Source organism: Acidovorax sp. sif1233 (assembly GCF_019218755.1).
Taxonomy (GTDB): domain Bacteria; phylum Pseudomonadota; class Gammaproteobacteria; order Burkholderiales; family Burkholderiaceae_C; genus Acidovorax.
On the sequence record NZ_JAHUWZ010000008.1, the window covers coordinates 89,151 to 116,021 of the forward strand.

At 68.3% G+C, this 26,871-nt stretch carries 19 protein-coding genes; 4 read left to right on the forward strand and 15 right to left on the reverse strand.

Annotated elements, in window-relative coordinates:
- The 14 genes from KW843_RS22065 to KW843_RS22130 form a co-directional block, all read right to left on the reverse strand.
- Positions 1-414, reverse strand: a complete 414-nt coding sequence (locus KW843_RS22065) for a ribonucleotide reductase subunit alpha (RefSeq protein ID WP_218297301.1) — start codon at positions 412-414, stop codon at positions 1-3.
- 49 nt (positions 415-463) lie between these two features.
- Positions 464-1,159, reverse strand: a complete 696-nt coding sequence (locus KW843_RS22070; protein ID WP_218297302.1) for a nitroreductase — start codon at positions 1,157-1,159, stop codon at positions 464-466.
- Between the two features lie 22 nt (positions 1,160-1,181).
- Positions 1,182-2,513: an NnrS family protein gene (locus KW843_RS22075; RefSeq protein WP_370628530.1), complete on the reverse strand. Its 1,332-nt coding sequence runs from the start codon at positions 2,511-2,513 to the stop codon at positions 1,182-1,184.
- Entirely contained in the window at positions 2,510-4,942 is a 2,433-nt protein-coding gene (locus KW843_RS22080) for an adenosylcobalamin-dependent ribonucleoside-diphosphate reductase (protein WP_218297304.1), read from the reverse strand. The genes KW843_RS22075 and KW843_RS22080 overlap by 4 nt, the downstream gene beginning before the upstream one ends.
- A gap of 96 nt (positions 4,943-5,038) precedes the next feature.
- Positions 5,039-5,719 (reverse strand): carbonic anhydrase, encoded by a 681-nt coding sequence (locus KW843_RS22085; protein WP_218297305.1) that lies wholly within the window; start codon positions 5,717-5,719, stop codon positions 5,039-5,041.
- A gap of 30 nt (positions 5,720-5,749) precedes the next feature.
- A complete protein-coding gene (locus KW843_RS22090) occupies positions 5,750-6,556 on the reverse strand; it encodes a peptidylprolyl isomerase (protein ID WP_255594881.1) in 807 nt (268 codons plus the stop codon).
- A 157-nt stretch (positions 6,557-6,713) separates the two neighbouring features.
- The gene (gene narI, locus KW843_RS22095; protein WP_218297307.1) at positions 6,714-7,448 is read right to left on the reverse strand and encodes a respiratory nitrate reductase subunit gamma; all 735 of its coding nucleotides are present in this window, start codon (positions 7,446-7,448) and stop codon (positions 6,714-6,716) included.
- Positions 7,445-8,146: a nitrate reductase molybdenum cofactor assembly chaperone gene (gene narJ, locus KW843_RS22100; RefSeq protein ID WP_218297308.1), complete on the reverse strand. Its 702-nt coding sequence runs from the start codon at positions 8,144-8,146 to the stop codon at positions 7,445-7,447. Before narJ ends, narI begins: the two co-directional genes overlap by 4 nt.
- Positions 8,147-8,167: 21 nt before the next feature.
- Positions 8,168-9,691 carry a nitrate reductase subunit beta gene (narH, locus tag KW843_RS22105; protein WP_218297309.1) on the reverse strand — a complete coding sequence of 508 codons (1,524 nt, stop codon included), beginning with the start codon at positions 9,689-9,691 and terminating at the stop codon, positions 8,168-8,170.
- 23 nt (positions 9,692-9,714) lie between these two features.
- Positions 9,715-13,518, reverse strand: a complete 3,804-nt coding sequence (locus KW843_RS22110; protein WP_218297310.1) for a nitrate reductase subunit alpha — start codon at positions 13,516-13,518, stop codon at positions 9,715-9,717.
- 34 nt (positions 13,519-13,552) lie between these two features.
- Positions 13,553-14,971 (reverse strand): MFS transporter, encoded by a 1,419-nt coding sequence (locus KW843_RS22115; RefSeq protein WP_218297311.1) that lies wholly within the window; start codon positions 14,969-14,971, stop codon positions 13,553-13,555.
- Between the two features lie 19 nt (positions 14,972-14,990).
- Positions 14,991-16,283: a nitrate/nitrite transporter gene (locus KW843_RS22120; RefSeq protein WP_218297312.1), complete on the reverse strand. Its 1,293-nt coding sequence runs from the start codon at positions 16,281-16,283 to the stop codon at positions 14,991-14,993.
- A gap of 341 nt (positions 16,284-16,624) precedes the next feature.
- A complete protein-coding gene (locus tag KW843_RS22125) occupies positions 16,625-17,326 on the reverse strand; it encodes a response regulator (protein ID WP_218297400.1) in 702 nt (233 codons plus the stop codon).
- 59 nt (positions 17,327-17,385) lie between these two features.
- Positions 17,386-19,386 carry a type IV pili methyl-accepting chemotaxis transducer N-terminal domain-containing protein gene (locus KW843_RS22130; protein ID WP_255594872.1) on the reverse strand — a complete coding sequence of 667 codons (2,001 nt, stop codon included), beginning with the start codon at positions 19,384-19,386 and terminating at the stop codon, positions 17,386-17,388.
- Positions 19,387-19,458: 72 nt separating this feature from the next.
- Between KW843_RS22130 and KW843_RS22135 the strand changes: the two genes are divergently transcribed.
- On the forward strand, positions 19,459-20,355 hold the full coding sequence (locus tag KW843_RS22135; RefSeq protein ID WP_218297313.1) for a ChaN family lipoprotein: 897 nt from the start codon (positions 19,459-19,461) through the stop codon (positions 20,353-20,355).
- A 56-nt stretch (positions 20,356-20,411) separates the two neighbouring features.
- Here KW843_RS22135 and KW843_RS22140 read toward each other — a convergent pair whose 3' ends face one another.
- A complete protein-coding gene (locus KW843_RS22140) occupies positions 20,412-22,718 on the reverse strand; it encodes a bifunctional diguanylate cyclase/phosphodiesterase (protein ID WP_218297314.1) in 2,307 nt (768 codons plus the stop codon).
- Between the two features lie 53 nt (positions 22,719-22,771).
- Here KW843_RS22140 and purU point away from each other — a divergent pair, with 53 nt between their 5' ends.
- The 3 genes from purU to KW843_RS22155 all read left to right on the forward strand — a co-directional run bounded on the left by purU (position 22,772) and on the right by KW843_RS22155 (position 26,742).
- Positions 22,772-23,623, forward strand: a complete 852-nt coding sequence (purU, locus tag KW843_RS22145) for a formyltetrahydrofolate deformylase (protein WP_218297315.1) — start codon at positions 22,772-22,774, stop codon at positions 23,621-23,623.
- A gap of 13 nt (positions 23,624-23,636) precedes the next feature.
- Positions 23,637-24,542, forward strand: coding sequence for a LysR substrate-binding domain-containing protein (locus KW843_RS22150; RefSeq protein WP_218297316.1), 906 nt, complete (start codon positions 23,637-23,639; stop codon positions 24,540-24,542).
- A gap of 205 nt (positions 24,543-24,747) precedes the next feature.
- Positions 24,748-26,742 (forward strand): ATP-dependent helicase, encoded by a 1,995-nt coding sequence (locus KW843_RS22155; RefSeq protein WP_218297317.1) that lies wholly within the window; start codon positions 24,748-24,750, stop codon positions 26,740-26,742.
- The last annotated feature ends 129 nt before the right edge of the window (positions 26,743-26,871 follow it).

Genomic DNA, 26,871 nt, shown 5'->3' on the forward strand with positions numbered 1-26,871 from the left:
TCAACCGAACCGGACGGGCTGTCCCTGCCGGTCGAAGGGTATATACGCCCCATGGGCCCCGCCCTTGATCGCATCGACCATGCGTTGCAGGGGCGCCTGGGCATCCGCACTGGTGGGTGCCTTGTCCAGCGTGCCCGACAGGGCTGCTGCGAACACCATGGCCCAGTCATGGCCCGGGGCGCTGAACTGGCTGGCCTCTTCCACCAGCGCACTGAACGAAGGCAGCTCCTGCGGCGCCTTGTCCACGCACATCAGCGGCACCAGGGCTCCGCCCTGCCCCGCTTCGAAGCGGGCACGCTGGGCCGGGCTGGCGTCGTCCGGCAGCTCCACCGCGGCAAACACGAACAGGAGGCGCTGGGGCTCGGGCTGCAGGCGCGCAGCCTGCAGCAGGTCGTCAAAACTGGAAATGTCCATGAAGGTTTCTATGAAATGAAAGGAAAGGAATCGCCGGGCGCGCCCCGCTTCAGAAGCCGGGCAGCACCACGCCCTGCTGCGCGTCGAGCGTGCTCACATAGCTGTCCGCCGCGGGCCGGGCACGCGCGGCCTTGCGCGACTGCACGGTCCCGATGCTGACAAAACACAGCGCCTGCTCCCAGGGGGCCAGCTGGAACAGCCCCCGCAGCCCGCCCGACGTGAGGGCCTTGCCGCTCGTGAGCGCCGACCCATACCCCTGCGCGGTGGCCATGAGCAGCATGTTCTGCACCGCGCATCCCGCGGAAACCAGGCGCTCGGACAGGTCGATGCCGGGGTCGCCGCATTGCCCGTTCACCACCACCAGCATCAGCACCGGTGACCGGTAGGCCTTCTCGCGCGCCTGCTCGGCCTGCGCCAGCGTGGCTGCGGGATCGCGCTCGCGCAGGGCCTGGGCAAACACATCGGCCAGCGCCGGGCGCGCTGCCTCGGGCACCAGCACGAAGCGCCACGGCACCAGCTGGCCGTGGTCCGGTGCGTGGGACGCGGCGTTGAGGATCTGCGCCAGTTCCAGGGCACTCGGCCCCGGGGCGGCCAGCCGCTTGGGCAGGATGGTCTGGCGCGACTGGATCAGCGCCGCGGCCATGGCGGCGACATCCTCCGGCGCGGCGGCCGCGCGTGCAGCGCCATGCGCCGCAGGGGGCGCGGGCCGGGGCGTGTGGTTCAAAGGCCAGGGAATGACAGCCATGGAATATCCTTGAAAAGGTGCTTCAGCCCGGACGGCCATCGGCCCGCACCCGGCCATACCACCGGCCCAGCCGGACGCCCCACACGCCCATGGTGACGGCCCACAGGCACGCTGCCAGCGGCAGCAGCCAGGCCCACGCGATACCGAAAACACCCGGCACCGCCGACGCGATGCGCAGCACCGTGGCCGCCTGCAGCAGCCAGAACAGCGACCACGCGATGCGGTCGGCGACCAGAGCCCGGCCACTGTGCCCGCACGACACCCGCGTCACCATGGCCAGCATCAGCGACGCCAGGCAGCCCATGGTCAGCGCGTGCAGCGCGCCCAGGCCCAGCGTTCCCAGGCCAAAGCCCCAGGCCAGCCACTGCGACAGGCCTCCGAGCACGAAAGCCAGCCCCAGCCACAGAAATCCGATGTGCAGCATCGCCAGCAGCCGGTTCCTGAGGCTTTGCACCAGCCCCCACACGCAGGCCAGCCAGACCAGCACGCCCCCCACCACCAGCTGCAGCGTGCCGTGCACCAGCGTCCAGGCGGGCCCCGCCCGGGTGGCGGGCAGCCCGGCCCACTCCAGCCAGGCGGCGAGCACCTGCAGCAGCGCGGCGGCGAGCATGAGCCACAGCACCCAGAAGGGCCGCCACGCCTGCACCATGGGCATGGCGCTGGAGGTGAAGAAGGGGATCATGCGGTGCGCCACCGTGACGTAGACCACGACGACAAACCCCCACAGGCCGGTGAACACCCAGGCGCGGGCGAGCGCATGTGTTCCCACGGCAAGGCTCAGCCACAGGCCCGCGAGGCTGAGGCAGCCCAGCACGCAGGCGCCCGCGACGACACGCGCATGCCATTGGTCCTGCGCCTGGCTCTGGCGCACACGGCCCCAGAACAGCGCCGACATCCACACCAGGCCAACGGCCGCCAGCGCCAGCCCCGCGAGGGCCGCGCCAATCCGCCAATGCGCGCCCGCCAGCCACAGCAGCCAGCCCGCGGCCTGTGCCACCAGGGGTGCGCGCAACGCCTGCGCCGGCAGGGGCGCCACCCCGAGCCATTTGGGGCCGGCCGTGAACAGGAAACCCGCAAAGAACAGCGGGATGAAGCCGAATGCCGTCACAACCGAATGCACGAGCGTGGGGGACAGCGCATAGTAAAGGCCCCACCAGCCGGTGGACCTGGCCACCTGCACCAGCGCCCACCATCCCCCCGACGCCACCAGCACCACCATGGCCAGGAAGAAACCCAGCCGGTGCGGTGCCAGCATGAGGTAGCGCCAGCGCCACCGCGTGTCCAGCGCGGCCAGCACCTCAGGCGACGGTTTTCCCGCCGCGGGGCGCACGGGAATGACCGGCCGGGAGGTCACCCACAGGTCCCCAGGTGTCCACACTGCGTGCAGTAGTCGCAGCCGTCCTTGCGGATCACGGCGTGGGCGCCGCATTCGCTGCACTTCTTGCCCGCCATGGCCTGCGGCACGGCCACCGGCGGCGGCGCGGGTTCGTCCAGGGGCAGCTGCTGCTGCACGGGGTCGGCCACGCGGCGCGCCAGGATGTTCTGGATGGCATAGGCCATGGCCGCCACTTCGGAGTCGTGCCACATGGGCACCAGGGTGCCATCGTCCTTGCGGTGCTGCCCCAGGCGCACCGGGCCCCGGTCCCAGGCCACCTTGCGCATGTCGGACAGCGCCCGCTCCAGGAAGCCGCCGCGCGCCGCCAGCGACAGCATGCGCATGCTAGAGGTGATCCACTGCTGCGATTCACCGCTCTGGCCCACGGGCATGAAGAACTCGATGGCGCGGTCCACCGTACCGTTGCCAACCCCCGTGGGCACGGGCAGGAACGACACGATGAGGTACAGCGTCTTGTGGCCTTCCTGCGTCCAGTATTCGAGCTTTTCGGCCACGGCCGAAAGGCCGCCTTGGGGGCGGCTTTCGATCACGGTACGCATGGGGTCCACCGCAGGTGCGGGGGGGGCTACAGATGCTGGTTCAGGCGCGGCATGGGTTTCCAGCACCGATCCCAGGATGGCATTGGGCCGGTAGGTGGCCAGGCCCTTGAGCCTGGCGCGCCAGGCCTGCAGGTACAGGTCCTTGAAACCTTCATAGGGATAGTCGGCCGGGATGTTCACCGTCTTCGAAATAGCCGTGTCCACAAAGGGCTGCACGGCCTCCATCATCGCAATGTGGCCTTCAGCGGGCATGGCCAGCGCCGAGACGAAGTAGTCCGGCAAGGCCTCCACATCGCCGCCCAGCTCGCGGTACAGCCGCCAGGCGTGGTCCTCGACAGCGTACTCCGAGGTGCTGCCGTCGGACTCGCGCTTCTTGCGCTTGTACATCCACGAGAAAGGAGGCTCGATGCCGTTGGAGGCGTTGTCGGCAAAGGCCAGGCTCACGGTGCCCGTGGGGGCGATGGACAGCAGGTGGCTGTTGCGGATGCCGTGCTGGCGGATGGCGGCCTTGAGCGAATCGGGCAGGCGGCTGGCGAACGTGCCCTCCGACAGGTAGGGCTCGGCCTGGAACTTGGGGAACACCCCTTTCTCGCGCGCCAGGTCCACCGAGGCGGCATAGGCGGCATCGCGCATGCACTCGGCGATGCGCGCGGCCATGGTGCGGCCCTCGGGCAGGTCGTAGCGCAGGCACAGCATGGCCAGCGTGTTGCCCATGCCGGTGAAGCCCACGCCGATGCGCCGCTTGTCCATGGCCTCGTCGCGCTGCTGCGGAAGCGGCCAGTAGGTCACATCGAGCACGTTGTCCAGCGCGCGCACCTGCAGCGCCACGGCCTTCGTGAACGCATCGAAATCAAACGCGGCCACGCCCCCGAAACCGAAAGGATGGCGCACAAAGCGGGTCAGGATGATGGGGCCGAGGTCGCAGCACCCGTACGACGGCAGCGGCTGCTCGCCACAGGGGTTGGTGGCCGCGATGTCTTCGCAATAGTGCAGGTTGTTGTCTTCGTTGATGCGGCCCAGGAACAGGATGCCGGGCTCGGCGAAGTCATAGGCCGACTTCATGATCGTGTCCCACAGCTCGCGCGCGGGCACCGTGGCGTAGACCCACTGGCCATCGGCGCGCTGGCGGGCTCCCTGGGCCAGCAGGGCAGTGCCGGGGCGTGCCTTGTGCACCAGCTCCCACGGCGCGCTGTTCTGCACGGCATGGATGAACTCGTCGGACACCCCCACCGACACATTGAAGTTGTTCCAGCGCCCCGGCGTGCGCTTGGCCGTGATGAATTCGTGCACATCCGGGTGGTCGATGCGCAGCACACCCATCTGCGCGCCCCGGCGCGCGCCCGCGCTCTCCACGGTGGAGCACGACTGGTCGAACACGTTCATGTAGCTGCACGGCCCCGAGGCCATGGACGCGGTGCCCTTGACCTGCGCGCCCTTGGGCCGGATGCGCGAGAAGTCGTAGCCCACGCCGCCGCCCCGGCGCATGGTTTCCGCTGCCTCGCGCAGCGCCTCGTAGATGCCCGGGAAACCCTCGTCGTCCACACCCTGGATGCAATCGCCCACGGGCTGCACGAAGCAGTTGATGAGCGTCGCCTGGATGTCGGTGCCCGCCGCGCTCATGATGCGGCCCGCCCCGATGGCGCCCGCCTTCAGGTTGGCCAGGAACAGGGTTTCGTACTTTTCGCGGAGTTCTGGTTTTTCGACCGAGGCCAGGGCCCGCGCCACGCGCTGGTACAGCTCGTCGGCGGTGGTTTCCCCGGGTTTGAGGTATTTCTCGCGCAGCACATCCAGGCTGATGGGCTGCAGGGACGAGGTGGGCTTGAGGGGGGGCTGGGGTTCGCGTTTCATGGGGGCCGATGATTTGGGTTTCACGCCAGTGAGGTCTTGCGTTCCATCAAGAGGGACTCATTCCTCGCGGATCTGCCACGAGCATGCCCGACAAGGTCAAAGCTCGTCCAGAAGAACCTGCCCATCATGCTCCACGTACGGATGGTAAGGACCGGTTCCGCTGTTGTCCGCCCGCGAGGCCGGCACAAAGCCACCCGTCTTGACATCAAACACATGGACTTCTCCTTCCTCGATCACATAGTGCCAGCCGTGCAGGCTGATCTGGCCCGACTGCACGCGGCTGCGCACCATGGGGTACTCCATGAGGCGTTCGAGCTGCAGCACCACCGCGCGCTGCTCGGTGCGGCGCAGCACCTCGGGGCCAGCCTGCATCGGCAGCAGGGCCTCGCGCCCCAGGTCCAGCCAGCGGTTCAGGTTGGGCGCTTCGGGCGAAACCTCACCATACATCGCCTTGATAGCCCCACAGTGACTGTGGCCGCACACCACGATGCGGCGCACCTGCAGGTTGAGCACCGCGAACTCGATGGCCGCCGTGGTGCCATGGTGACCGTGAGATCCGTCATACGGCGGGATGAAGGCACCCACGTTGCGCACCAGGAACAGCTCCCCCGGGCCCGCGCCCGTGAGCAGGTAGGGCACCAGGCGCGAGTCGGAGCAGCCGATGAACAGGGTGGTCGGGTGCTGCCCTTCGTCCACCAGCGCCTGGAACTGCTCGCGGTACTGGGGAAAGGCGTCGTTGTGGAAGCGGCGCAGGCGATCAAGCAGCTCGTCGGGCATGGGCAGGCAATCGGGTGGCGTGCGGTGCAACTACTGTACAAGCGGCGAGTCGGCCGCGTCCAGCGACACGCCGTCCACCACGGCCGCGCCCGCCAGCACCTGCAGGTACTGGCGCAGGGCGTTCACCCAGGCCTGCTGGCGCAACGTGAGGGCGATGGCCCGGCGCACTTCCTCGAACGACGGCTGCTGCCCCGGGTCGCGGGCCACCACCTCCACCACATGCAGGCCAAACCGGCTGTGCACAAGGCGTGCGAGCACGCCGATCTCGGCGCTGCCAAACACCTCGCGGGCGAACTCGGGGGCGCAGTCGGCGCGGGTCAGCCAGCCCAGGTCGCCGCCTTGCTGGCCGCTGGGGCAGTTGGACCACTGCGCAGCCGCCTCGGCAAACTTCGCGCCCCCATCGTCCGCGCAGCGCAGGTCGATCAACATGGCCTCGGCACGCAGCCGCAGCTGCTTCACGTCCACACCCGGCGTCACGGCGAACAGCACGTGGCGCAGCTGGGCCCGCTCGCCATGGGCGTGTGCCGCAGGGTGGGCGTCGTGGTAGCGGCGGCAGGCCTCTTCCGACGGGTCGGGGATGGGCAGCTCGCGCTCCAGCAGCTGCTCGATGGCATTCGAGGCCTCGGTGCTGATGGCGCCTTCGACACCCGGCACGTCGTCCTGCGCCAGCAGGCCGCCTTGCTGGGCCGCCTGTCGCAGCAGCTCGGTGCAGGCACGCTGGCGCAGGGCCTCCTCATCCAGCCACTCGGCCGTTGAATTCAATGCCACGCCGTTGATGCGCGCCACCGGGGCCTGCCCCATGGACTGAGGGGTTGCCATGGCGGGCGAGTCTGCCATGGCAGTCGCTCCTACCGTGGCGGAGAGCGCCTCGTAGGCGGCCGTCTGCTCCGGGGAGAGCATGCTTTGGGGGGCGCTCTGGCTGGTTGCGCTGGTGCCGCAACCGCAGCTACCGGTTCCACATCCGCTCATGGTGTGCTCCTTTTGTGATGCGAAATCAAGCGCCACGGCGGTCTTGCGACTGCATGTGGCCGGGCGGCAGGTTCAGGCGGCGCGCACGCACCACCTGGTAGGGGCGCAGCACATAGGCCAGCGTGCCAAAGCCGCTCCACACATGCACAAGGCGGGTGAAGGGGAAGATCAGGAAGATGCTCATGCCCAGGAACATGTGCGTCTTGAAGATCCATCCCGCACCGGCCAGCAGGTCGACCGCGCCACTGCGGAAGGTGACGATGCGTTGGCCCCACTCAGCCAGGCGCATCATCATGGAGCCGTCCAAATGTTGTGCCGACAGTGGAATGGTGGCCAGGCCCAGCGCCAGTTGCACCCACAGCAGCACCAGGATCAGGATGTCGCTGGTCTTGGAGGTGGCGCGGATGCGCGCATCCGACAGGCGGCGGTGCAGCAGGAGGGACAGGCCCACGAAGCCCATCAGGCCTGCAATGCCCCCCGACACCATGGCCATGAGCTGCTTGGCGCCTGCGCCGATGAAGTGCTCATACAAGAAGTGCGGCGTGAGCATGCCCACGGTATGGCCAAAGAACAGGAACAACACACCCACATGGAACAGGTTGCTGCCCCAGCGCAGGCTGCCGGTGCGCAGCAGCTGGGAGGAATCGCTTTTCCAGGTGTACTGGTCGCGGTCGAACCGCGCCCAGCTGCCGATGAAAAAGACAGCGAGGCAAATATAGGGATAGATGCCAAACAACAGGGTGTCAAGCCAGGCGGTCATACGGAGACTCCTTCTGGTGCCCGCTCGGCGCGGGGGGTACGAACAAAATGCAGAGGCTGCGGCTGGTCGGGCTTGGACTGGCCCTGGGTGCTGCAACCGCCAAACGCTTCGGGCTCGGCCCAGGCCTCGTCCATGGACGGCTCGGGCGTGAGCGCCACCGACTGCACGCGCTGGCCCGACACTTCGAGCACCGCAGCAATCACGCTGGCATAGGGGCTGTTGCGCGCCACCAGCGCGCTGAACAGCGCGTTCAGGATGTGGGCCATTTCGCCCAGGAACTCCCTGGCCACCTCCACCGGCTGGGTGGAGGCGAACTCCAGCACCACGGGCAGGTGGTCGGGCAGCTCTTCGGCTTCGAACTTCAGGCCCGCCTTGTCGTAGGTCTGCAGCAGGTCGATGAGCGCCGGCCCCCGGTCGCGCGAATCGCCGTGCACATGCTCGAACAGGTGCAGCGAGGTCTGGCGGCCCCGGTCGAAGTTGTCCACGTAGCGGGCCTCGGCTTCCAGCGGGTCGATTGCCGCAAGGTGCTGGCACACGGCTTCGAGCTCGGCCATGCGCTCGGGGGTCAGCGCCTGCTCCACCTGCAGCGCGTCGATGAGCTGCGGCATCACGCTGCGCAGTTGCGCATCGGGGTAGCTCAGCAGGTAGCCCAGGGCGCGCAGGGTCAGGCGCACGGAGGTCGGGTTCTTCTTGAACATGGTGATTCCTTTGCCTGTGCTTCAGACCGTGGCTTTGATCGGGATCGTGCGGGGCTTCTTTCCGCCGAACATGCTGGTCTCGGTGGCGCCATCGGAACAGCCGTTGCCAAACGAGAAGCCGCAACCGCCCCGGATGTCGAACGCGTTCTCGGCGTACTCGCGGTGGGCCGACGGGATGACGAAGCGGTCCTCGTAGTTGGCAATCGCCATCACGTGGTACATCTCCTCCACCTCGGCCATCGACAGGCCCGCCTGCTTGAGCACGGCCAGGTTCTGGCGCTGCTCCACATGCTTGTCGCGCTGGTAGGTGCGCATGGCCAGCATGCGCTCGAGCGCCCGCACCACGGGCCCCGTGTCGCCTGCGGTCAGCAGGTTGGCCAGGTACTGCACGGGAATGCGCAGCTGCGACACATCGGGAATGTCGCCATTCACGCCCACATGGCCCGCGTTGGCGGCGGCCGTGATGGGCGAGAGCGGCGGCACATACCAGACCATGGGCAGCGTGCGGTACTCGGGGTGCAGCGGCAGGGCCACCTTCCATTGCACGGCCATCTTGTAGACGGGGCTGTTGCGCGCGGCGTCCATCCAGCTGTCCGGGATCCCGTCGATGCGTGCCTGCTTGATCACGTCCGGGTCGTTCGGGTCCAGGAAGATGTCAAGCTGGGCCTGGTACAGGTCGCGGTCGCGCTCCACGCTCGCAGCTTCCTGGATACGGTCTGCGTCATACAGCAGCACGCCCAGGTAACGGATGCGGCCCACGCATGTCTCGGAGCACACGGTGGGCTGGCCCGCCTCGATGCGCGGGTAGCAGAAGATGCACTTCTCGGCCTTGCCCGACTGCCAGTTGTAATAAATCTTCTTGTAGGGGCAGCCGCTAACGCACATGCGCCAGCCACGGCACTTGTCCTGGTCGATCAGCACGATGCCATCCTCCTCGCGCTTGTAGATCGAGCCGCTGGGGCACGATGCCACGCACGCCGGGTTCAGGCAGTGCTCGCACAGGCGCGGCAGGTACATCATGAAAGTGTTCTCGAACTGGCCGTAGATGTCCTTTTGCACATCGTCGAAGTTCTTGTCCTTGCTGCGTTTGCTGAACTCGCCGCCCAGGATTTCTTCCCAGTTCGGGCCCCACTCGATCTTCTCCATGCGCTTGCCGGTGATCAGGCTGCGCGGGCGGGCCGTGGGCGCGGCCTTGCTCTCGGGCGCGGACTGCAGGTGGTCGTAGTCGAACGTGAAAGGTTCGTAGTAGTCGTCGATCTGCGGCAGGTTGGGGTTGGCGAAGATGCGCATGAGCAGCTTCCACTTGCCGCCCTGGCGGGGCGCGATGGAGCCGTCGGGGCTGCGCACCCAGCCACCATTCCACTTGTCCTGGTTTTCCCATTCCTTGGGGTAGCCGATGCCGGGCTTGGTTTCGACGTTGTTGAACCAGGCATATTCCACCCCGGGGCGGCTGGTCCAGACGTTCTTGCAGGTGACGGAACAGGTGTGGCAACCGATGCACTTGTCCAGGTTCAGCACCATGCCGATTTGTGCGCGAATTTTCATCGTGTTTCTCCTTGTCTTCGGCTTCAGGCGTGGGCTGCCGTGCTGGACACAGGCTCATCGTCGAGCCAGTCCACGCGGTCCATCTTGCGCACCAGCACGAACTCGTCGCGGTTGGTGCCGATGGTTCCGTAGTAGTTGAAGCCGTAGCTGTACTGCGCGTAGCCACCAATCATGTGGGTGGGCTTGAGCACGATGCGGGTGACCGAGTTGTGGATGCCGCCGCGCGTGCCGGTGATCTCGGAGCCGGGGGTGTTGATGATCTTCTCTTGCGAGTGGTACATCATCACCATGCCGGGGTTCACGCGCTGGCTCACCACCGCGCGGGCCGCGATGGCGCCGTTGGCGTTGAAGAGTTCGACCCAGTCGTTGTCCACGATGCCGGCGACCTTGGCGTCGTCTTCGCTCAGCCACACCACCGAGCCACCCCGGTTCAGCGTGAGCATCATCAGGTTGTCGCTGTACGTGCTGTGGATGCCCCACTTCTGGTGCGGCGTGATGAAGTTCAGCTGGATTTCCTTGTTGCCGTTGGGCTTCTTGCCTTCGACCTCGTGCAGCGTCTTCAGGTGCACCGGTGGGCGGTAGCTCACAAAGCCTTCACCGAAGTCACGCATCCACGGGTGGTCCTGGTAGAACTGCTGGCGGCCCGTGAGGGTGCGCCATGGGATGTACTCGTGCACGTTGGTGTAGCCGGCGTTGTAGCTGACCTTTTCGCTCTCCAGCCCCGACCAGGTGGGCGAGCTGATGATCTTGCGCGGCTGCGCCTGGATGTCGCGGAAGCGGATCTTTTCGTCCTCGCGGTGCAGCGCCAGGTGCACGTGGTCGCGCCCGGTCTGCTTGCCCAGGGCCTCCCAGGCCTTGCAGGCCACGTGGCCGTTGGTTTCGGGGGCCAGCATCATCACCACTTCGGTGGCGTCGATGTCGGTCACGATGCGGGGCATGCCCTGCGTCACGCCTTCTTCCTTCACGCGGCCGTTCAGGTCACCCAACTGGCCCACCTCGGTCTGCGTGTTCCAGCCGATGCCCTTGCCGCCATTGCCGGCCTTGTCCATCAAGGGGCCCAGGGCGGTGAAGCGCTTGTAGAGGTTGGGGTAGTCGCGCTCGACCACCGTGACCTGCGGCGCGGTCTTGCCGGGAATGAGTTCGCACTCGCCGTTCTTCCAGTCGCGCACGCCATAGGGCTGCGCCATTTCACCGGGGGTGTCGTGCATGATGGGCGTGAGCACCACGTCCTTTTCGACGCCGAGGTGGCCCACGCTGACCTCGCTCACGGCCTTGGCGAAACCTTTGTAGATCTCCCAGTCGCTCTTGGCCTGCCATGCAGGGTCCACTGCGGTGGACAGCGGATGGATGAAGGGGTGCATGTCGCTGGTGTTGAGGTCGTTCTTCTCATACCAGGTGGCCGTGGGCAGCACGATGTCGGAGTACAGGCAGGTGGTGCTCATGCGGAAGTCGAGCGTGACCAGCAGGTCCAGCTTGCCTTCGGGCGCGTGGGTGTGCCACTGCACTTCCTCGGGCTTGGCTTCGTCCTTGCCCAGGTCCTTGCCCTGCACGCCGTGGGTGGTGCCCAGCAGGTGCTTGAGGAAGTATTCATGCCCCTTGCCCGACGAGCCCAGGATGTTGGAGCGCCACACGAACATGTTGCGCGGCCAGTTGGACGGATGGTCCGGGTCCTCGCAGCTCATCGTGAGCGTGCCGTCCTTCAGAGACTTGACGACGTAATCCTTCGCGTCCATACCCGCGGCAGCGGCATCCTTGGCCACCTGCATGGGATTGGTCTTGAGCTGGGGAGCCGATGGCAGCCAGCCCATGCGCTCGGCGCGCACGTTGTAGTCGATCTGCGCACCGTGGTAGGCCTTCTTGTCGGCCAGGGGCGAGAGGATTTCCTCCATGCCCAGCTTCTCGTAGCGCCACTGGTCGGTGTGGGCGTAGAAGAAGCTCGTGCTGTTCATCTGGCGGGGTGGGCGGATCCAGTCCAGCGCAAACGCCAGCGCCGTCCAGCCGGTCTGGGGCCGCAGCTTTTCCTGGCCCACGTAGTGCGCCCAGCCGCCACCGCTCTGGCCGATGCAGCCGCACAGCATCAGCATGTTGATGATGCCGCGGTAGTTCATGTCGCAGTGGTACCAGTGGTTCATCGCCGCGCCGATGATCACCATGGACTTGCCATGCGTCTTGTCGGCGTTGTCGGCGAACTGGCGCGCCACGGTGATGATCTGCTCGCGCGGCACGCCGGTGATGGCCTCTTGCCAGGCAGGGGTGTAGGGGCGGTCGGCGTCGTAACCGCCACCGGGCTCTTCGCCGGGCAGGCCCCGGTCAATGCCGTAGTTGCCTGCCAGCAGGTCGAACACCGTGGCCACCATCACGCGGCCCTGGGCTTCGTGCCCGGCCAGCTCCAGGTGGCTCACCGGCACGCGGCGCACCATCACGTCGCCACCTTGTTCGTTGGCCGTGAAGTTGGGCGTTGCCACACCGCCAAAGTACGGGAAGGCCACATCAGCCACGTCATGGGCCTGCGCGCCGTCCTCGATCACCGACAGCTTGAGCTTGACGGTGTTGCCGGTGCGTGCCTCTTTGTTCTCCAGGTTCCACAGACCCTGGTCGGAGCGGCCGTCGGCCCCCCAGCGAAAGCCGATGGAGCCATTGGGCAGCGTGACCTGGCCCAGCTCGTCGTAACCCACCGTCTTCCAGTCGGGATTGTTGGACTGGTCGAGCTGGCCGGGGAAGTCGCTGGCGCGCACATAGCGGTCGGGCACCATCACCGTGCGGCCATCGGGCAGCGTCTTTTCCTTCAGCACCACCAACAGCGGCAGGTCGGTGTAGCGGCGTGCGTAGTCGTCAAAGTACGCCGAGCGGCCCTTGCCGCCGTCCTTGAAGTAGAACTCGTTCAGGATCACATGGCCCATGGCCATGGCCACAGCAGCGTCGGTGCCCTGCTTGGGGTGCATCCACAGATCACCCAGCTTGGCCACTTCGGAATAGTCGGGCGTGATGGACACGACCTTGGTGCCCTTGTAGCGCACCTCGGTCAAGAAGTGCGCATCGGGTGTGCGCGTCTGGGGCACGTTGGAGCCCCAGGCAATGATGTACGAGCTGTTGTACCAGTCGGCCGACTCGGGCACGTCGGTCTGCTCGCCCCAGGTCTGCGGGCTGCTGGGTGGCAGGTCGCAGTACCAGTCGTAAAAACTCATGCACACACCGCCAATCAGGCTCAGGTAGCGTGAGCCAGCGGCGTACGAAATCATCGACATGGCCGGGATGGGCGAGAAGCCGATGATGCGGTCCGGCCCGTGCTTCTTGATCGTGTACACGTTGGCCGCGGCGATCATCTGGTTGACTTCGTCCCAGGTGCTGCGCACGAAGCCGCCCAGGCCCCGCTGCTTTTGCCATTCGCGCTTGGAGGCGTCGTTCTCGACGATGCTGGCCCAGGCGTCCACCGGGCTCTTGGCCAGGGCGATGGCGGCGCGCCAGTGCTTGAGCAGGCGGCCACGCACCATGGGGTATTTCACGCGGTTGGCGCTGTACAGGTACCAGCTGTAGCTGGCGCCGCGCGCGCAGCCACGGGGCTCGTGGTTGGGCAGGTCGGGCCGGGTGCGGGGGTAGTCGGTCTGCTGGGTTTCCCAGGTGACGATGCCGCCCTTGACATAGATCTTCCAGCTGCAGCTGCCCGTGCAGTTCACGCCGTGCGTGCTGCGCACGATCTTGTCGTGCGCCCAGCGGTCGCGGTAGGCGTCTTCCCAGGTGCGGTCTTCACCGTTGGTTTCGCCGTGGCCCTGGGCAAAGGTCTCGCGGGGCTGCGAGAAGTACGAAAGGCGATCGAGGAAATGGCTCATCGGGGGCTCCTTGTTCTGTCTTGTTCAGGTGTGCTCAGCAAGGCATGGCGGCGTTCTTGCGCGCGTAGTGCCACCAGGTGATGACGATGCAGACGATGTAGAACGCGAAGAACGTCCACAGCGCGGCATGGGGGCTGCCGGTCAGGGCAATCGAGCTGCCATAGCTCTTGGGAATGAAGAACCCGCCGTAGGCGGCCATGGCGGCGGTGAAGCCCAGCGTGGCCGCGCCCAGGGTGTTGCCTTCCTTGTTGGCATGCGCGATGGCGGCCGGGTCGTTGCGGTCCACGCCGCGCATGGCTTCGGTCAGGAAGATCACGGGGATCATGCGGAAGGTGGAGCCGTTGCCGATGCCGGTGGTGAGGAACAGCACCAGGAAACACACGAAGAAACCCGCGAACTGGCCTTCGTTGCCGCCGGGGCCGCCGGAGGGCAGGAAGAACGTGACGCCCACCACCGCGATGGCCATGACGATGAAGTTCCACAGCGTGACGCGTGCGCCGCCGAGCTTGTCGGCCAGCCAGCCGCCAAAGGGGCGGATCACGGCGCCCACCAGCGGGCCCAGCCAGGCATAGGCCAGGGGGTTCACGCCGGGGAACTGGCTCTTGATGAGCAGCGGAAAGCCCGCCGCATAGCCGATGAACGAGCCGAAGGTGCCGAGGTACAGCACGCACATCAGCCAGTTGTGCTTGCGCCTGAAGATCGCGGCCTGCGCGGCGAACGAGGCGCGCGCGTCGGCGATGTCGTTCATGCCGAACCAGGCGGCCAGCGCCGTCAGCGCGATCCATGGCACCCAGATGAAGGCGGCGTTCTGCGTCCACACCTGCACGGTCTGGCCGTTCTTCACGATGGTCTGGCCTTCGCCGCCAAAGATGCCGAAGATGCCGGCCGTGACCACGAGCGGGCTCAGGAACTGCACCACCGACACGCCCAGGTTACCGAGGCCCGCGTTCACCCCCAGCGCCGAGCCCTTGCGCTCCTTCGGAAAGAAGAAGCTGATGTTGGCCATGCTGGAGCTGAAGTTGCCGCCGCCCAGGCCACACAGCAGCGCCAGGATGAGCATGGTGGGGTAGGCCGTGGTGTTGTCCTGCACCGCAAAGCCGATGCCGATGGCGGGGATCAGCAGCGAGGCGGTGGAGATCGCCGTCCAGCGGCGTCCGCCCACGAGCGGCACCATGAATGAATAGAAGATGCGCAGCGTGGCACCCGAGAGCGCGGGCGCCGCCGCCAGCCAGAACAGCTGGTTGGTCGAATACTTGAACCCGAGGCCCGGCAGGCTCACGGCGACCACGCTCCAGACCTGCCAGATGGCGAAGGCCAGGAACAGCGCGGGCACCGAGATCCACAGGTTGAGCTTGGCGACGGCCTCGCCTTCGCGCTCCCAGAACGACTTGTCCTCCGGAGCCCAGAGGGTGAGCAGGCGCCCCTGGCGCCCGCTGGTGGTGGTGGCAGACATGGTGAGGTTCCTTGAAAAATCAGCGGGCGCCAGCCGGTGCGGCGGCGTTCGGCGAGCCCATGAGACGGGTGTTGCGCACTTCGGTGAAGTACATCCAGATCAGCGAGACCCACACCACGCCGTACATCAGCATGAAAGCGCTGGAGCGGATGCCGGTGATGTCCATCAGCGCGCCGAACAGGATGGGCAGGATGAAGCCGCCCAGGCCGCCGGCCAGGCCCACGATGCCGCTGATGGCGCCGATGTTGTGGGGGTAGTCGTCGCTGATGTACTTGAAGACACTGGCCTTGCCGAAGGCCCAGGCAATGCCCAGCAGGAACATCAGGCCGGTGAACAGGTAGACGTTCAGGCCGATGTGGAAGGTCTTCGGGCCGTTGACGGTGGCGATGGTGAAGTCGGTCTGCGGGTAGCTCAGCAGGAACAGGCAGATCCAGCTCACCCACATCACCCACCAGGTCACGCTGTGGGCGCCGTACTTGTCGGACAGCATGCCGCCGATGGCGCGCAGCACGCCGCCGGGCAGCGAGAAGCAGGCGGCCAGCAACGCCGCCACGCGGATGTCCAGGCCGAACTCGCCCACGTAGTACTGCACCATCCACAGCGACAGCGCCACGTAGCCGCCGAACACGATGCTGTAGTACTGGCAGTACTTGAGCACCTTGGGGTCCTTGAGCGCCTTGAGCTGGTCGGTGAACTTGACGTTGCTTCCCACCAGGTGGGCCGGGTCGCTGTAGCTGAACAGCCAGAACAGCACCAGCGTGCCCAGCATGATGGCCGCGTACACCTGCGGCACCATGGTCCAGCCGAAGGCCACCAGCAGCACCGGGGCCACGAACTTGTTCACGGCTGCGCCCGAGTTGCCCGCGCCATACACGCCCATGGCCGTGCCCTGGCGGTGCTTGGGGAACCAGCGCGCCACGTAGGGCGTGCCCACCGAGAACGAGCCCCCCGCCAGCCCCACGAACAGGCCGATCGTCAGGAAGTGCCAGTACTCCGTGGCGTAGCCCATCATCCAGATGGCGGGCACGGTGGTCGCCATCACGGCGGCCATCACGATGCGGCCGCCGAAGCGGTCGGTCCAGATGCCCAGCGGCACGCGCACCAGCGAGCCCGTGAGCACGGGCATGGACATGAGCAGCCCGAACTGCGTGGAGTTCAGGTTGAGCATCTTCTTGATGGGGATGCCGATGACGCCGAACATCATCCAGACCATGAAGCAGACGGTGAATGCGAAGGTGCTGACGATCAGCACCGACCAAGCCTGGCGGGTGCGCTGTGGGCTTTCGCCCGGGGGCAAGGTGGTGTGTGCCATTGCGCGGTTCCTCTTCCTTCTTCTCTTTGGGGTATGGCTGTATGGTCCGTTTTCAGGGCCGCCCTGAACATCCTTCGCAAGCACACCCGCGCCACGGCAGAAGGACTAGGCCGGAGGGCGCCGCGAGGCCCGCGCATCGTCCGAAGGAACTATGGACACCGGGGCCGTCTGGGTGCAGCAAAGTCCCCGGCGCGCGCGCACGGGCCGCCAATGCCGGGCCCACCGGGGTTGGATATCGAAAGAAAACAGGCTTTCGCGCTGGATGGACAAGCGCCAGAAGCTACCAATTCAGTAGCAAATCACCGCATGCGGCCACCGGGGATGGCGGCCGTGGGCACCCTCTACTCCGTGCGCTGGCGGTCCGAGGCGTAGACCGCCGCCTGCACGCGCGAGGTGAGGCCCAGCTTGCGCAGGATGTGCTGCACGTGGATCTTCACCGTGGTCTCGGCGATGTCCAGGGTGCGCGCGATTTCCTTGTTGCTCGCGCCGCGCGCGATCTCGCGCAGCACGTCCTCCTCGCGCGGCGAGAGCGGCGCCACACCGCCCGCGGGATCGGCCTGCAGCGGCGCGGGCGCGGACGCCAGGGCGTGGGCTGGCGGCGCCTCGGGCGCGCCTTGCGACTGGAACGCCGCCACCAGCTTGCCCATGAGCTCGGGGCTCACCACCGGCTCGCCGCGTGCCGCGCGGCGGATGGCCTGGGCGAGCAGGTCGCCGTCGATGGTCTTGAGCAGGTAGCCCTGCGCGCCATTGCGCAGCGCGGCGGCCAAGTCTTGCGAATCCTCGCTCACGGTGAGCATGAGCACGCGCGATGCGGGCGCCACTTCGCGCAGCCCCCGGATGGCGTCCACGCCCATCACGCCGGGCAGGTGGTTGTCCAGCAGGATCACCTGGGGCCGCAGTTGCGGCGCCAGGCGCAGCGCCTCGGCGGCGTCGCCCGCCTCGCCCAGCACCAGGAGGCCCGCGTCCTGCCCCAGCAGGGCGATCAGCCCCCGGCGGAACAGCGTGTGGTCGTCCACCACGAGCAGGGTCACCGGCGGCTGCATCGGGGCGTCCGGGTGCGCAGGGACAGCTGCCGGAAAAGGGGCGGTGGTGGTGTTGTTGTTCATGGTGCGTGCGCCGCCACCGGGCTGGTGGCGGCGGCAGAGGGGGTGTCCGCGCCAGGCGGCGTGCCGCGCGAGGCGCGGGCCACGGATGGCGGGGTGGCGGGCGGGTGCGCCGGCGGCGCAGGCATGGGGGCGGCGGCCGTCACCGTGGGCAGCTCGATGCACACGCGCGTGCCCTGGCCCGGCGCGGATTCGACCTGCAGGGCCGCCCCCACGCGCTGGGCCCGCTCGCGCATGATGCCCAGGCCCACGTGCAGCGAGTCGGGCGGCACGCTGGCCACGTCGAAGCCCTTACCGTTGTCCTGCACCTCGAAGCGCCAGCGCGGGTGCCGGTGCACCAGCAGTTCCACGCGCGTGGCGCCCGAATGCTTGCGCACGTTCGACAGCGCTTCCTGCACCATGTGCAGCACCTGGATCTGCAGGTCCGGCGGCAGCGGCAGCCCATGGCCCACCATGCTGAGCACGGTGGCCATGCCGGTCTGGTGCTCGAACTTGGACAGCGTGGCGCGCAGGGCGGACTCGATGTCCTCCTCGCTGGTGCGCGTGCGAAAGTGCACCAGCAGCTCGCGCACGTCGGCATAACACTCGCGCACGCCCACGTCCAGCTCGCCGATGCTGCGGTCGCGCTTGGCCTCGTCGCCGCGCGCCACCGCGTCGCGCAGCAGCTGGGTCTGGATCTTGAGGAAGGCCAGCGACTGCGCGATGGAGTCGTGCAGTTCGCGCGCCAGCAGGCTGCGCTCCTCGGCCACCGCCGCCTCGCGCTCGAGCGCCGTCGCGCGCAGGCCCTCCATGGCGCTGGCCAGGTGGCGCGTCATGGCTTCGAGCAGGTCGCGCAGCTCGTCGGTCAGCTCGACCTGGGAGCGGAAGAACAGGTCCACCTCGCCCAGCAGGCGCTGCTGCATCTGCACGGGGATGGTCACCATGGTTTCAAAGCCCGCTTCGCGGCAGTGGGGCAGCGCGACGTGGGTGGACGGCGTGATGGGAATGACCCGCGTGCGCGCCTGGGCCTGGGGCTGGCCGCACAGGCAGCTGCCCGTGTGCAGGCAGTGCTCACCGTCGGCCATGGAGCGCGGCAGGCCGTCACCGGCCAGCAGCACATAGCGTTCGTTGGCCTCGTTGGACCAGCGCACGGCCGCCGCGTCGGCCCCGGCCACGCGGCGGATCTGCTGCACGAAGCCCTGGGCCAGCAGCTCCAGGCTGCCCGCGGTGGACGCCAGCGCGCTCACCTCGTACAGCGCGGCCAGGCGCTGGTTCTTCACGGCGATGCTGGCGGTCTTGTCGCGCACCTTGTGCTCCAGCTCGTCGTGCGAGGCCTGCAGCGCGTGCGCCATGAGGTTGAAGCCCGCCGAGAGCTGGCCGAACTCGTCATCGGTATCGACCGGCAGGCGCGTGCCCAGCTCGCCCTGGCGCAGCCGGGCCTGGGCCTGCTGCAGGCGCGCCACGGGGTTGATGACGAGCAGGTAGCTCACGGCCATGAAGGTCACGGCCGCCACGATGGCCAGCGCCATCATGAACAGCTGGAACAGGTGCAGCGCGGCCGTCCAGCCCGCGATCTGCAGCTCGATCGCGTCGACGAAGCCGTCCACCTGCTGCACGAACGCGTCGGCCTGCGCCAGCGTGCGCGCGCGGTCGAGTGGCTGCGTGGCCACCCAGCCGCTGCGCGCCTGCGCCCACTGCGCGCGGATCGCGTCGAAGCGCGTGCGCGTCTCGGCGCTCCAGGGCACGAACAGCGGCCGCGAAGGATCGCCCGTGCGCAGCAGCTCGAGGCTCGCATCGAACAGGCGGGCGCGCTCCTGCACCGCCTCGGGCGGCTCGGTCTGCAGCACCAGCACCATGCGCAGCATGTTCATGCGCAGCCGGCCCGCCTCATTGACGGCGGCCGCGCCGCCCTCCAGCTTCCAGGTCACCCACAGCGTGAGGCTGATGGAGGCCAGGGCCACGAGCAGAAAGCCTCCACCCATCGCCAGGAGCTTGGTGGTCAGGGTGGGCTTGGAGCGCATCGGCCCAGTGTAGGCAGGGGGTTCGCCCGAAGTCTTGACCTGCGTCAAGTCGCGGCCGCGTAGCATCGCCCCATGCACACACAGCACCCGAGCACCTTTGCACCGTCTTCGGCCCCGGCCCGTGGCCGCTGGCGGGCTTGTACGCTGGCGTGGGCCGCCGCCACGGCGGCGGCGCTGAGCGCCTGCGCCAGCCCTGAATCCAGCGCCCCTGTGTCGCCCGCCGCCTGGCCCGCGCGCCTTGAGGCCCTGCTGCCCGCCGACGTGCTGCTGCTGGGCGAAAAACACGATGCCCCCGAGCACCAGCGCCTGCAGCGCGAGGCCGTGCAGTGGCTGGCGGCGCGCGGACAGCTGGCGGCCCTGGTGCTGGAGATGGCCGAGCGCGGGAACGGCACCACCGGCCTGCCCCGTGACGCCACCCCGGACCAGGTGCAGGCCGCCCTGCAATGGAAGGACGCCGCCTGGCCCTGGCAGGCCTATGGCCCCGTGGTGATGGCCGCCGTGGCCGCCGGCGTGCCGGTGCTGGGCGGCAACCTGCCGCGCGCGGATATGCGCGCGGCGATGGGCGAATCCGCGTGGGACCGGCACCTGCCCGCCGCCGCGCTGCAGCGCCAGCACGAGGCGCTGCGCGAGGGCCACTGCGGCCTGCTGCCCGAGGCGCAGATCGCCCCCATGGCCCGCATCCAGATCGCGCGCGACGCCAGCATGGCCCGCACCGCGCGGGAGGCCCTGCGGCCCGGCCAGACCGTGCTGCTGGTGGCCGGCGGCGGCCATGTGCTGCGCAGCCTGGGCGTGCCCACGCACTGGCCCTCGGATCTCAGGTCAAAGGTGGCCCTGGCGCAAGCAGGCAAAGCGCAGGAAGCTATCAAAAACGAAGCAGATGCGGTGATCGAGACCCCCGCCCCGCCGCCCCGAGACCATTGCGCGGAACTGCGCCAGCAATGGGGCCAGGGCGCGCGCACGGGCGGCTGACGGCGGCCGGCCCGCGCGGCGCGCGCCGGGTGCGCGGGCGGCGGCGGGGCGAGCGTTCAGCGCGGCTCGCCACGCTCCCGCAGCAACGCGGCGAACCCGTCGGCGGGCAGCGGGCGGCTGCACAGGTAGCCCTGGTAGGCGTCGCATCCGCGCGCCTTCAGGAAGGCCAGCTGGCCCTCGTCCTCCACCCCCTCGGCCAGCACCGACAGCCCCATGCTGTGCCCCATGGCGATGATGGCCGCGCTGATGGCCATGTCGTCCGCGCTTTGGGGGATGTCGCGGATGAAACCCTGGTCGATCTTGAGCACGTCGATGGGAAAGCGCTTGAGCTGCGCGAGCGATGAGTACCCCGTGCCGAAGTCGTCCACCGCGATCCGCACGCCCACGCTGCGCAGCCGCATCAGCACCTGGCGCGCCTCCTCGGTGCGCTCGGCCAGCGCGGACTCGGTGATCTCCAGCTCCAGCAATTCGCTGGGAAAGCCCGAGTCGGCCAGCGCCGCCGAGGTGCACCCCGCCAGGTCGGTCAGGTGGAACTGGCGGGGCGATACGTTGACGGCCAGCGTCAGGTCGGGCAGGCCCTCGGCGCGCCACTGCTGGCCCTGGCGGCAGACCTCGCGCAGCACCCATTCGCCCAGCGGGCCGATCACGCCCGAGGTCTCGGCCACGGGGATGAAGCGCGCGGGCGAGATCAGCCCCTCCTCGGGGTCGTTCCAGCGCACCAGCGCCTCGGCCCCCAGGATGCGCCCGCTGGCGATGTCCACCTGCGGCTGGTAGTGCATCTGCAGATGGCCCTGGGCCAGCGCCAGGCGCAGGCGCGATTCGAGCGCGAGCCGCTCGCGCGCGGCCTGGGTCATGGCTTCGTGGAAGAAGCACCACGCGCCCCGGCCCCGGGCCTTGGCGCCGTACACCGCAGCGTGCGCGCCCTGCAGCAGCAGTTCGGTGGTGGCGGCGTGTTCGGGGAACATGCAGATGCCCACGCTCACGCCGGCCACCACCTCGAAGCCGTCGGGCGAGCGCCAGGGCTCGGCCACGGCGGTGATGAGGTGGCGCGCCACGGCCGCAGCGCCATCCGCATGGCGCAGGTGGCGCGCCACCACGGCCAGCTCGTCGCCGGCCAGCCGCCCCAGCACGTCGCCGGGCCGCAGGGCCGACTGCACCTGCCGCGCGATGTGCTTGAGCACCTCGTCGCCCGTGGTGTGGCCGTAGCTGTCGTTCACGTCCTTGAAACGGTCCAGGTTGAGCAGCAGCACGGCGATGTGCTCGCCGCTGGCGCGCGCCTCCTGCACCACCTGCTCCAGCTGGTGGCCGAACCAGGCGCGGTTGGACAGCCCCGTGAGCGCGTCGTTGTGCGCCAGGAATTCCAGCTGCCGCTGGTGCGCCTTCTCCTCGGAGATGTCGGTGAACATGCACACGTAGTGCGTGACCTCGCCCGCCGGGTCGCGCACGGCCGACAGCGACATGTGCTCGGGGAAGACCTCGCCGCTCTTGCGCCGGTTCCAGATCTCGCCCTGCCAGTGGCCCGTGCGCCGCAGCGTGCTCCACAGGGCCTCGTAGAACGCCTTGTCGTGCCGGCCGGACTTGAACACGCGCGGCGTCTTGCCCAGCAGTTCCTCCTCGGTATAGCCCAGGAGCCGTGTCACGGCCGCGTTGGCGGACAGGATGCGGCTGTGCGCATCGGTGACCACCACGCCCTCGATGGTGTTGTCCACCACCGTGGCGGCCAGCCGCTGGCGGGCCTCGCTGGTCTGCAGCGCGGCGCGCGCGGCCTTGATCTCGTCCAGGTCCTGCACCACGCAGACCAGGTGGGCGGGCTCGTCGCCCGCTTCGGGGATCTGCGTCACGGTGCACAGCACCGGCACCCCGCGCGTCCCGCCGGGCCGCCGGCACTCGCGCTCGTCCACGCAGTGGTCGATCTCTCCCGCCAGCAGGCGCACCAGCTGGGCGGTGGCCCCCTCGGGGTCGGGGGACTGCATCACATCGTGGAAATTGAGGTGGCGCACCTGCGCCAGGGACACGCCCAGCAGCTCGCACAGCCGCTCATTGGCCCAGAGGAAGCGGCCGTCCGGCGCCACGCGCGCGAAGCCCGCGGGTGCATGGCGCACCACCTGGGCCAGCTCCCGGGCCATGGCCCAGCGCACCTTCTCGGCGTAGCGCATGCGCCGCAGCATGCACCAGGCGAGCACGCTGGTGGCCAGCACATAGCCCCAGCCTTTCCAGGTCTGCCAGTGCGTGAGCTGGGCCGGGTCGGTCACCCAGCGGGCCAGCAGCGCGTCGCCCGCGAACACCCAGGCCACCCCGAGCACCAGGTACAGCAGCATCCCCCGCCAGGGGGCAAGACGCGGGGCATCGCCCGGATTGACCATCGATTCCCTCGTTCCTTGGGCGCCTGTAGCCATGCTGCGACAATTGGGCAGCTATGACGACCAACGCCTACATCCTTACTCTGTCCTGCCCCGACCGCCTCGGGCTGGTGCACGCAGTCTCCGGCTTTCTGCTGGAGCACGGCGGCAACATCGAAGAAGCCGCCCAGTACAACGACCACGCCACCGGCCTGTTCTTCATGCGGGTGCAGTTCGCCTGCGACCAGCATGACCACGCCACGCTCAAGACCCGCCTGGCCAGCTTCGCGGAGCCCCACACCATGCGCTGGAGCCTGCACGCCACGGCCGCCCCCATGAAGACGGTGCTCATGGTCAGCAAGGAAGGCCATTGCCTCAATGACCTGCTGTTCCGCTGGAAAAGCGGCCTGCTGCCCATCGACATCCGCGCCATTGTCAGCAACCACCGCGACTTCTACCAGCTCGCGGCCAGCTACAACGTGCCGTTCCACCACATCCCGGTGACTGCCGCCAGCAAGCCGCAGGCCGAAGCGAAACAGTTGGAGATTATCGAGGCCGAAGGGGCCGAGCTGGTGGTGCTGGCGCGCTACATGCAGGTTCTTTCTCTTGATCTGTGTCAAGCTTTGGCCGGACGGGCGATCAACATCCACCACAGCTTCCTGCCCAGCTTCAAGGGCGCCAAGCCCTATTACCAGGCGCACGACCGGGGCGTGAAGCTCATCGGCGCCACCGCGCACTACGTGACGGCCGACCTGGACGAAGGCCCGATCATCGAGCAGGACGTGGCCCGCGCCGACCACACCGACACGGTGGAAGACCTCACGGCCCGGGGCCGCGACACCGAAAGCCAGGTGCTGGCCCGCGCCGTGAAGTGGCACAGCGAGCACCGCGTGCTGCTCAACGGCCACAAGACCGTGGTTTTCCGCTAGCCCGTTCTGCCCCATGGCCACGGCAGCTCCGTCCTCCTTCCTCAGCAGCGCGGCACGGCGCATCCCGCCGATACAGTGCCTGCTGACGTTTGAAGCCCTGGCCCGCCTGCGCAGCGTGACGCAGACGGCGGACGAGCTGTGCGTGACGCCCAGCGCGGTGAGCCACCGGGTCAAGCAGCTCGAACAGATCCTGGGCGTGCGGCTGTTCGGGCGGGCCGATTTTTCGCTGACCACCGAGGGCAGCGCCTACCTGGCCCACGTGCGCGAGGGCCTGGGCGCGCTGCAGCGGTTTCCGGGGGCCGCTGCGGCGCCCGGGCGCCGGCGGCTCAAGCTGGCCGTGACACCCACGTTCGCGCGCACCATCCTCATTCCGCGCCTGCGCCAGTTCACCGAGGCCTACCCCGAGATCGACCTGGCGCTGCAGGTGTCCATCCCGCTGCTGGACGTGGTGGCCGAGGACGCCGACCTGATGGTGCGCTTTGGCCCCGGCCACTACGCCGACGTGGAGCATGTAGAGCTGGCCCGCGACGTGGTCACGCCCCTGGCCTCGCCCGCGTTCGTGCGCGAACACGGCCCGTTCGACCGGCCGGAGGACCTGGAGGGCGTGCCCCTGCTGCGCAGCCCGCTGGAGCCCTGGCGCACCTGGTTTGCCGCCACGGGCCTGGACTGGGCCGAGCCCAGCGAGGGCTCGCAGTTCAACGACATCGGCCTGATGTGCGACGGCGCCGCCGCCGGCATGGGCGTGGCGCTGGTGCGCCTGAAGCTCGGGGCCCCGTGGCTGGAGAACGGCACGCTGGTGCGCCTGTTCGACACCGATACGACCAGCCCCCACGCACACTACCTGTGCTGGCGCACGGGCACCATGGACCGCTGGGAGTGCGCGGCGTTCGCCGAGTGGCTGCGCAAGACCATGGCCTGAGCCCTCGCCGCATTCAAGGCCATTCTGGCCTCCAGCGCTTACCTACAAAGCGTCAATAGCTATACATTTTATAGCACACCGGATCCACCCCGCCCTCCCCTGTGGCGCGCAGGGTCCCAGATTCACGCAGCCCGCCTGACGCCGTCACCCGGCACGCGCCTCTCGCCTGTCCTGTCTCTTGACCTCTCCACCATCTCACCACGCCGTGCCACAAGACACCCACTTCAAGAAGAGATACCCCACGCTGGAGCAGAACGCGGTGCTCAACGCCACGGCGAGCGCGGTGCTGGTCAACGCGCTCGCGGGCACGGGCAAGACCACCACCCTGGCCATCAAGGCCGCCGACCTCCTGCGCACCCAGGGCGCAAGCCGCATCCTGATGCTCGCGTATTCGGAGGCCGGGCTGGCCGCCATTGCGCAGCGCCTGGAAAAGCTCGTTCCGGCCATTCCGCGCCAGGTGCAGATCATGACCGTGGAGCAGCTGTGCGCCACCGTGCTCAAGGAACAGGGCGACGAGCTGGTGCGTGTCACCGAGCCCCTGCAAAAGAACCTGCTGGTCCGCCAGGCCCACACCGCGCTGCTCCAGGACCCGGCGCTGGACAGGGCGCCCGAGGCCGGCGACTTCCTGTCGCGTGAACTGGACGTGCAGGCCTTCGCCGACTTCGAGGCCCGGGCCAAGCAGCAACTGCTGCTGCGCGACATGGACCGCTCGGACCTCGGCGCCCTGCCCTACTGCCGCGAGCACCAGCTCGACTACGGGCTCTACCAGCTGCTGGCGAAGTACGAACGCCTGCGCCGGGGGCTGAACCACGAGCCGCATTTCTACGCACCGGGCGACTGCACGTATGAAGTGGCCACGCAGCTCGGGGAGCTGGATTTCGGCGATGCCTTCGCGCCGCTGCAGGGGCGCTTCGATGCGGTGCTGTTCGATGAGCTGCAGGACCTGGACGAAGCCGCCATGCTGGTGCTGCGGCATCTGGTGCAGGGCGGCAACGGTCTGTTCGTCGGCGCGGGAGACTTCAACCAGCACATCCTGCCCGGCGCGTTCTCCGTCTTCGGCGACAGCCTGGCCCGCATCCGGCAGGAGCTGCCCGCGGACACCCAGGTGGTCGCCCTCAACACCACCTACCGCTTCGGCAACGCCATCTGCCAGGGGCTGAACCCCCTGTTCGGCGTGGAATTTGCCGCGCACTACCCCACCAAGCCCTCCGCGTTCGAGCGGCGCAGCTACACCGACGACGAGGATTGCGCCCGGCAACTGCTGGCGATCCACGACGCCGTGCTGCACCAGCAGCCCCCCGCGCCCGGCGGCACCACGCCCCCTCCTTGCCTGAACGTGGTGCTGCGGTCGCCGGAAGACTCCATCCTGCTGGAATGGATGTTCGCCCACGAAGGCGTGCACTACGCCTGCTTGGGGCTGAAGCGCTTCTACCAGCGCCGCGAGATCGCCCTGGTGCTGGCCATCATGGGGGCCATGCAGGGCTGCGGCACTGGCGTGCGGCTCACGCAGGGCATTCTGAGCAGCGCCATGGAAGGCCTGCTGCGCTACGTGCGGCGCGGCAGCCAGCCGGACCAGGACGTGCTGGCCAACGGCGCGTTCGACATGCAAGCGCTGGTGGAGGACTCCCCCGTCGAAATGGACACCCGCGCCGTGGCGGCGGAACTCATCGGCAGGCAGGACCTGGTGCGCCGGTTCCTGGTGCGCGCCAGCTTCAACCCCCAGGCCCCGGTGGCGTCCCCCGTGTGCGAACAGTTGCTGGCCTTGCCCCCCGAGGCCTGCGCCGACGCCGGGCAGCTGTGCGCGCACCCGCTGGTGCACCGCTTCTTCGCGCAGGCGCCCATCAGCCCGCAGGAGCTGCGCTACTGCAGGGACAGCCTGGCGGCGCTGGCCCGCATCTGCGCCGGCTTGTCCGTGGACGAGTTCCTGGGCCGGCTCACGCTCATGGTGCAGGCCAGCATCCACCAGCACACCCAGCAGGAAGCCTCCAGCCTGCAGCTGCTGACGGTGGAGCGCTGCAAGGGGCATGAATACGACCATGTGGCCGTGCCCCTGGTGGAGCGCGGGCGCTTTCCGCGCAGTGCCGCCCGGCAGGAGGCCTATCGCGAACGCAACATGCTGTATGTCGCCATGACGCGCGCCAGCAAACGCCTGTGGCTTCTGGAAGGCAGCCAACGCCCGGTGAGCCCCGGGCCAGTGTGAGGAGGAGGAGGAAGAGGAGGGGGGGCTGCGGGCCGCCCACCGGCCCAATTCAAGACAAAGGAGCCTCCAGCGCTTTGCCCACATGCGCCAGCCGCTCATTGATTGATAGCAAACGGCCACACCCAGGCC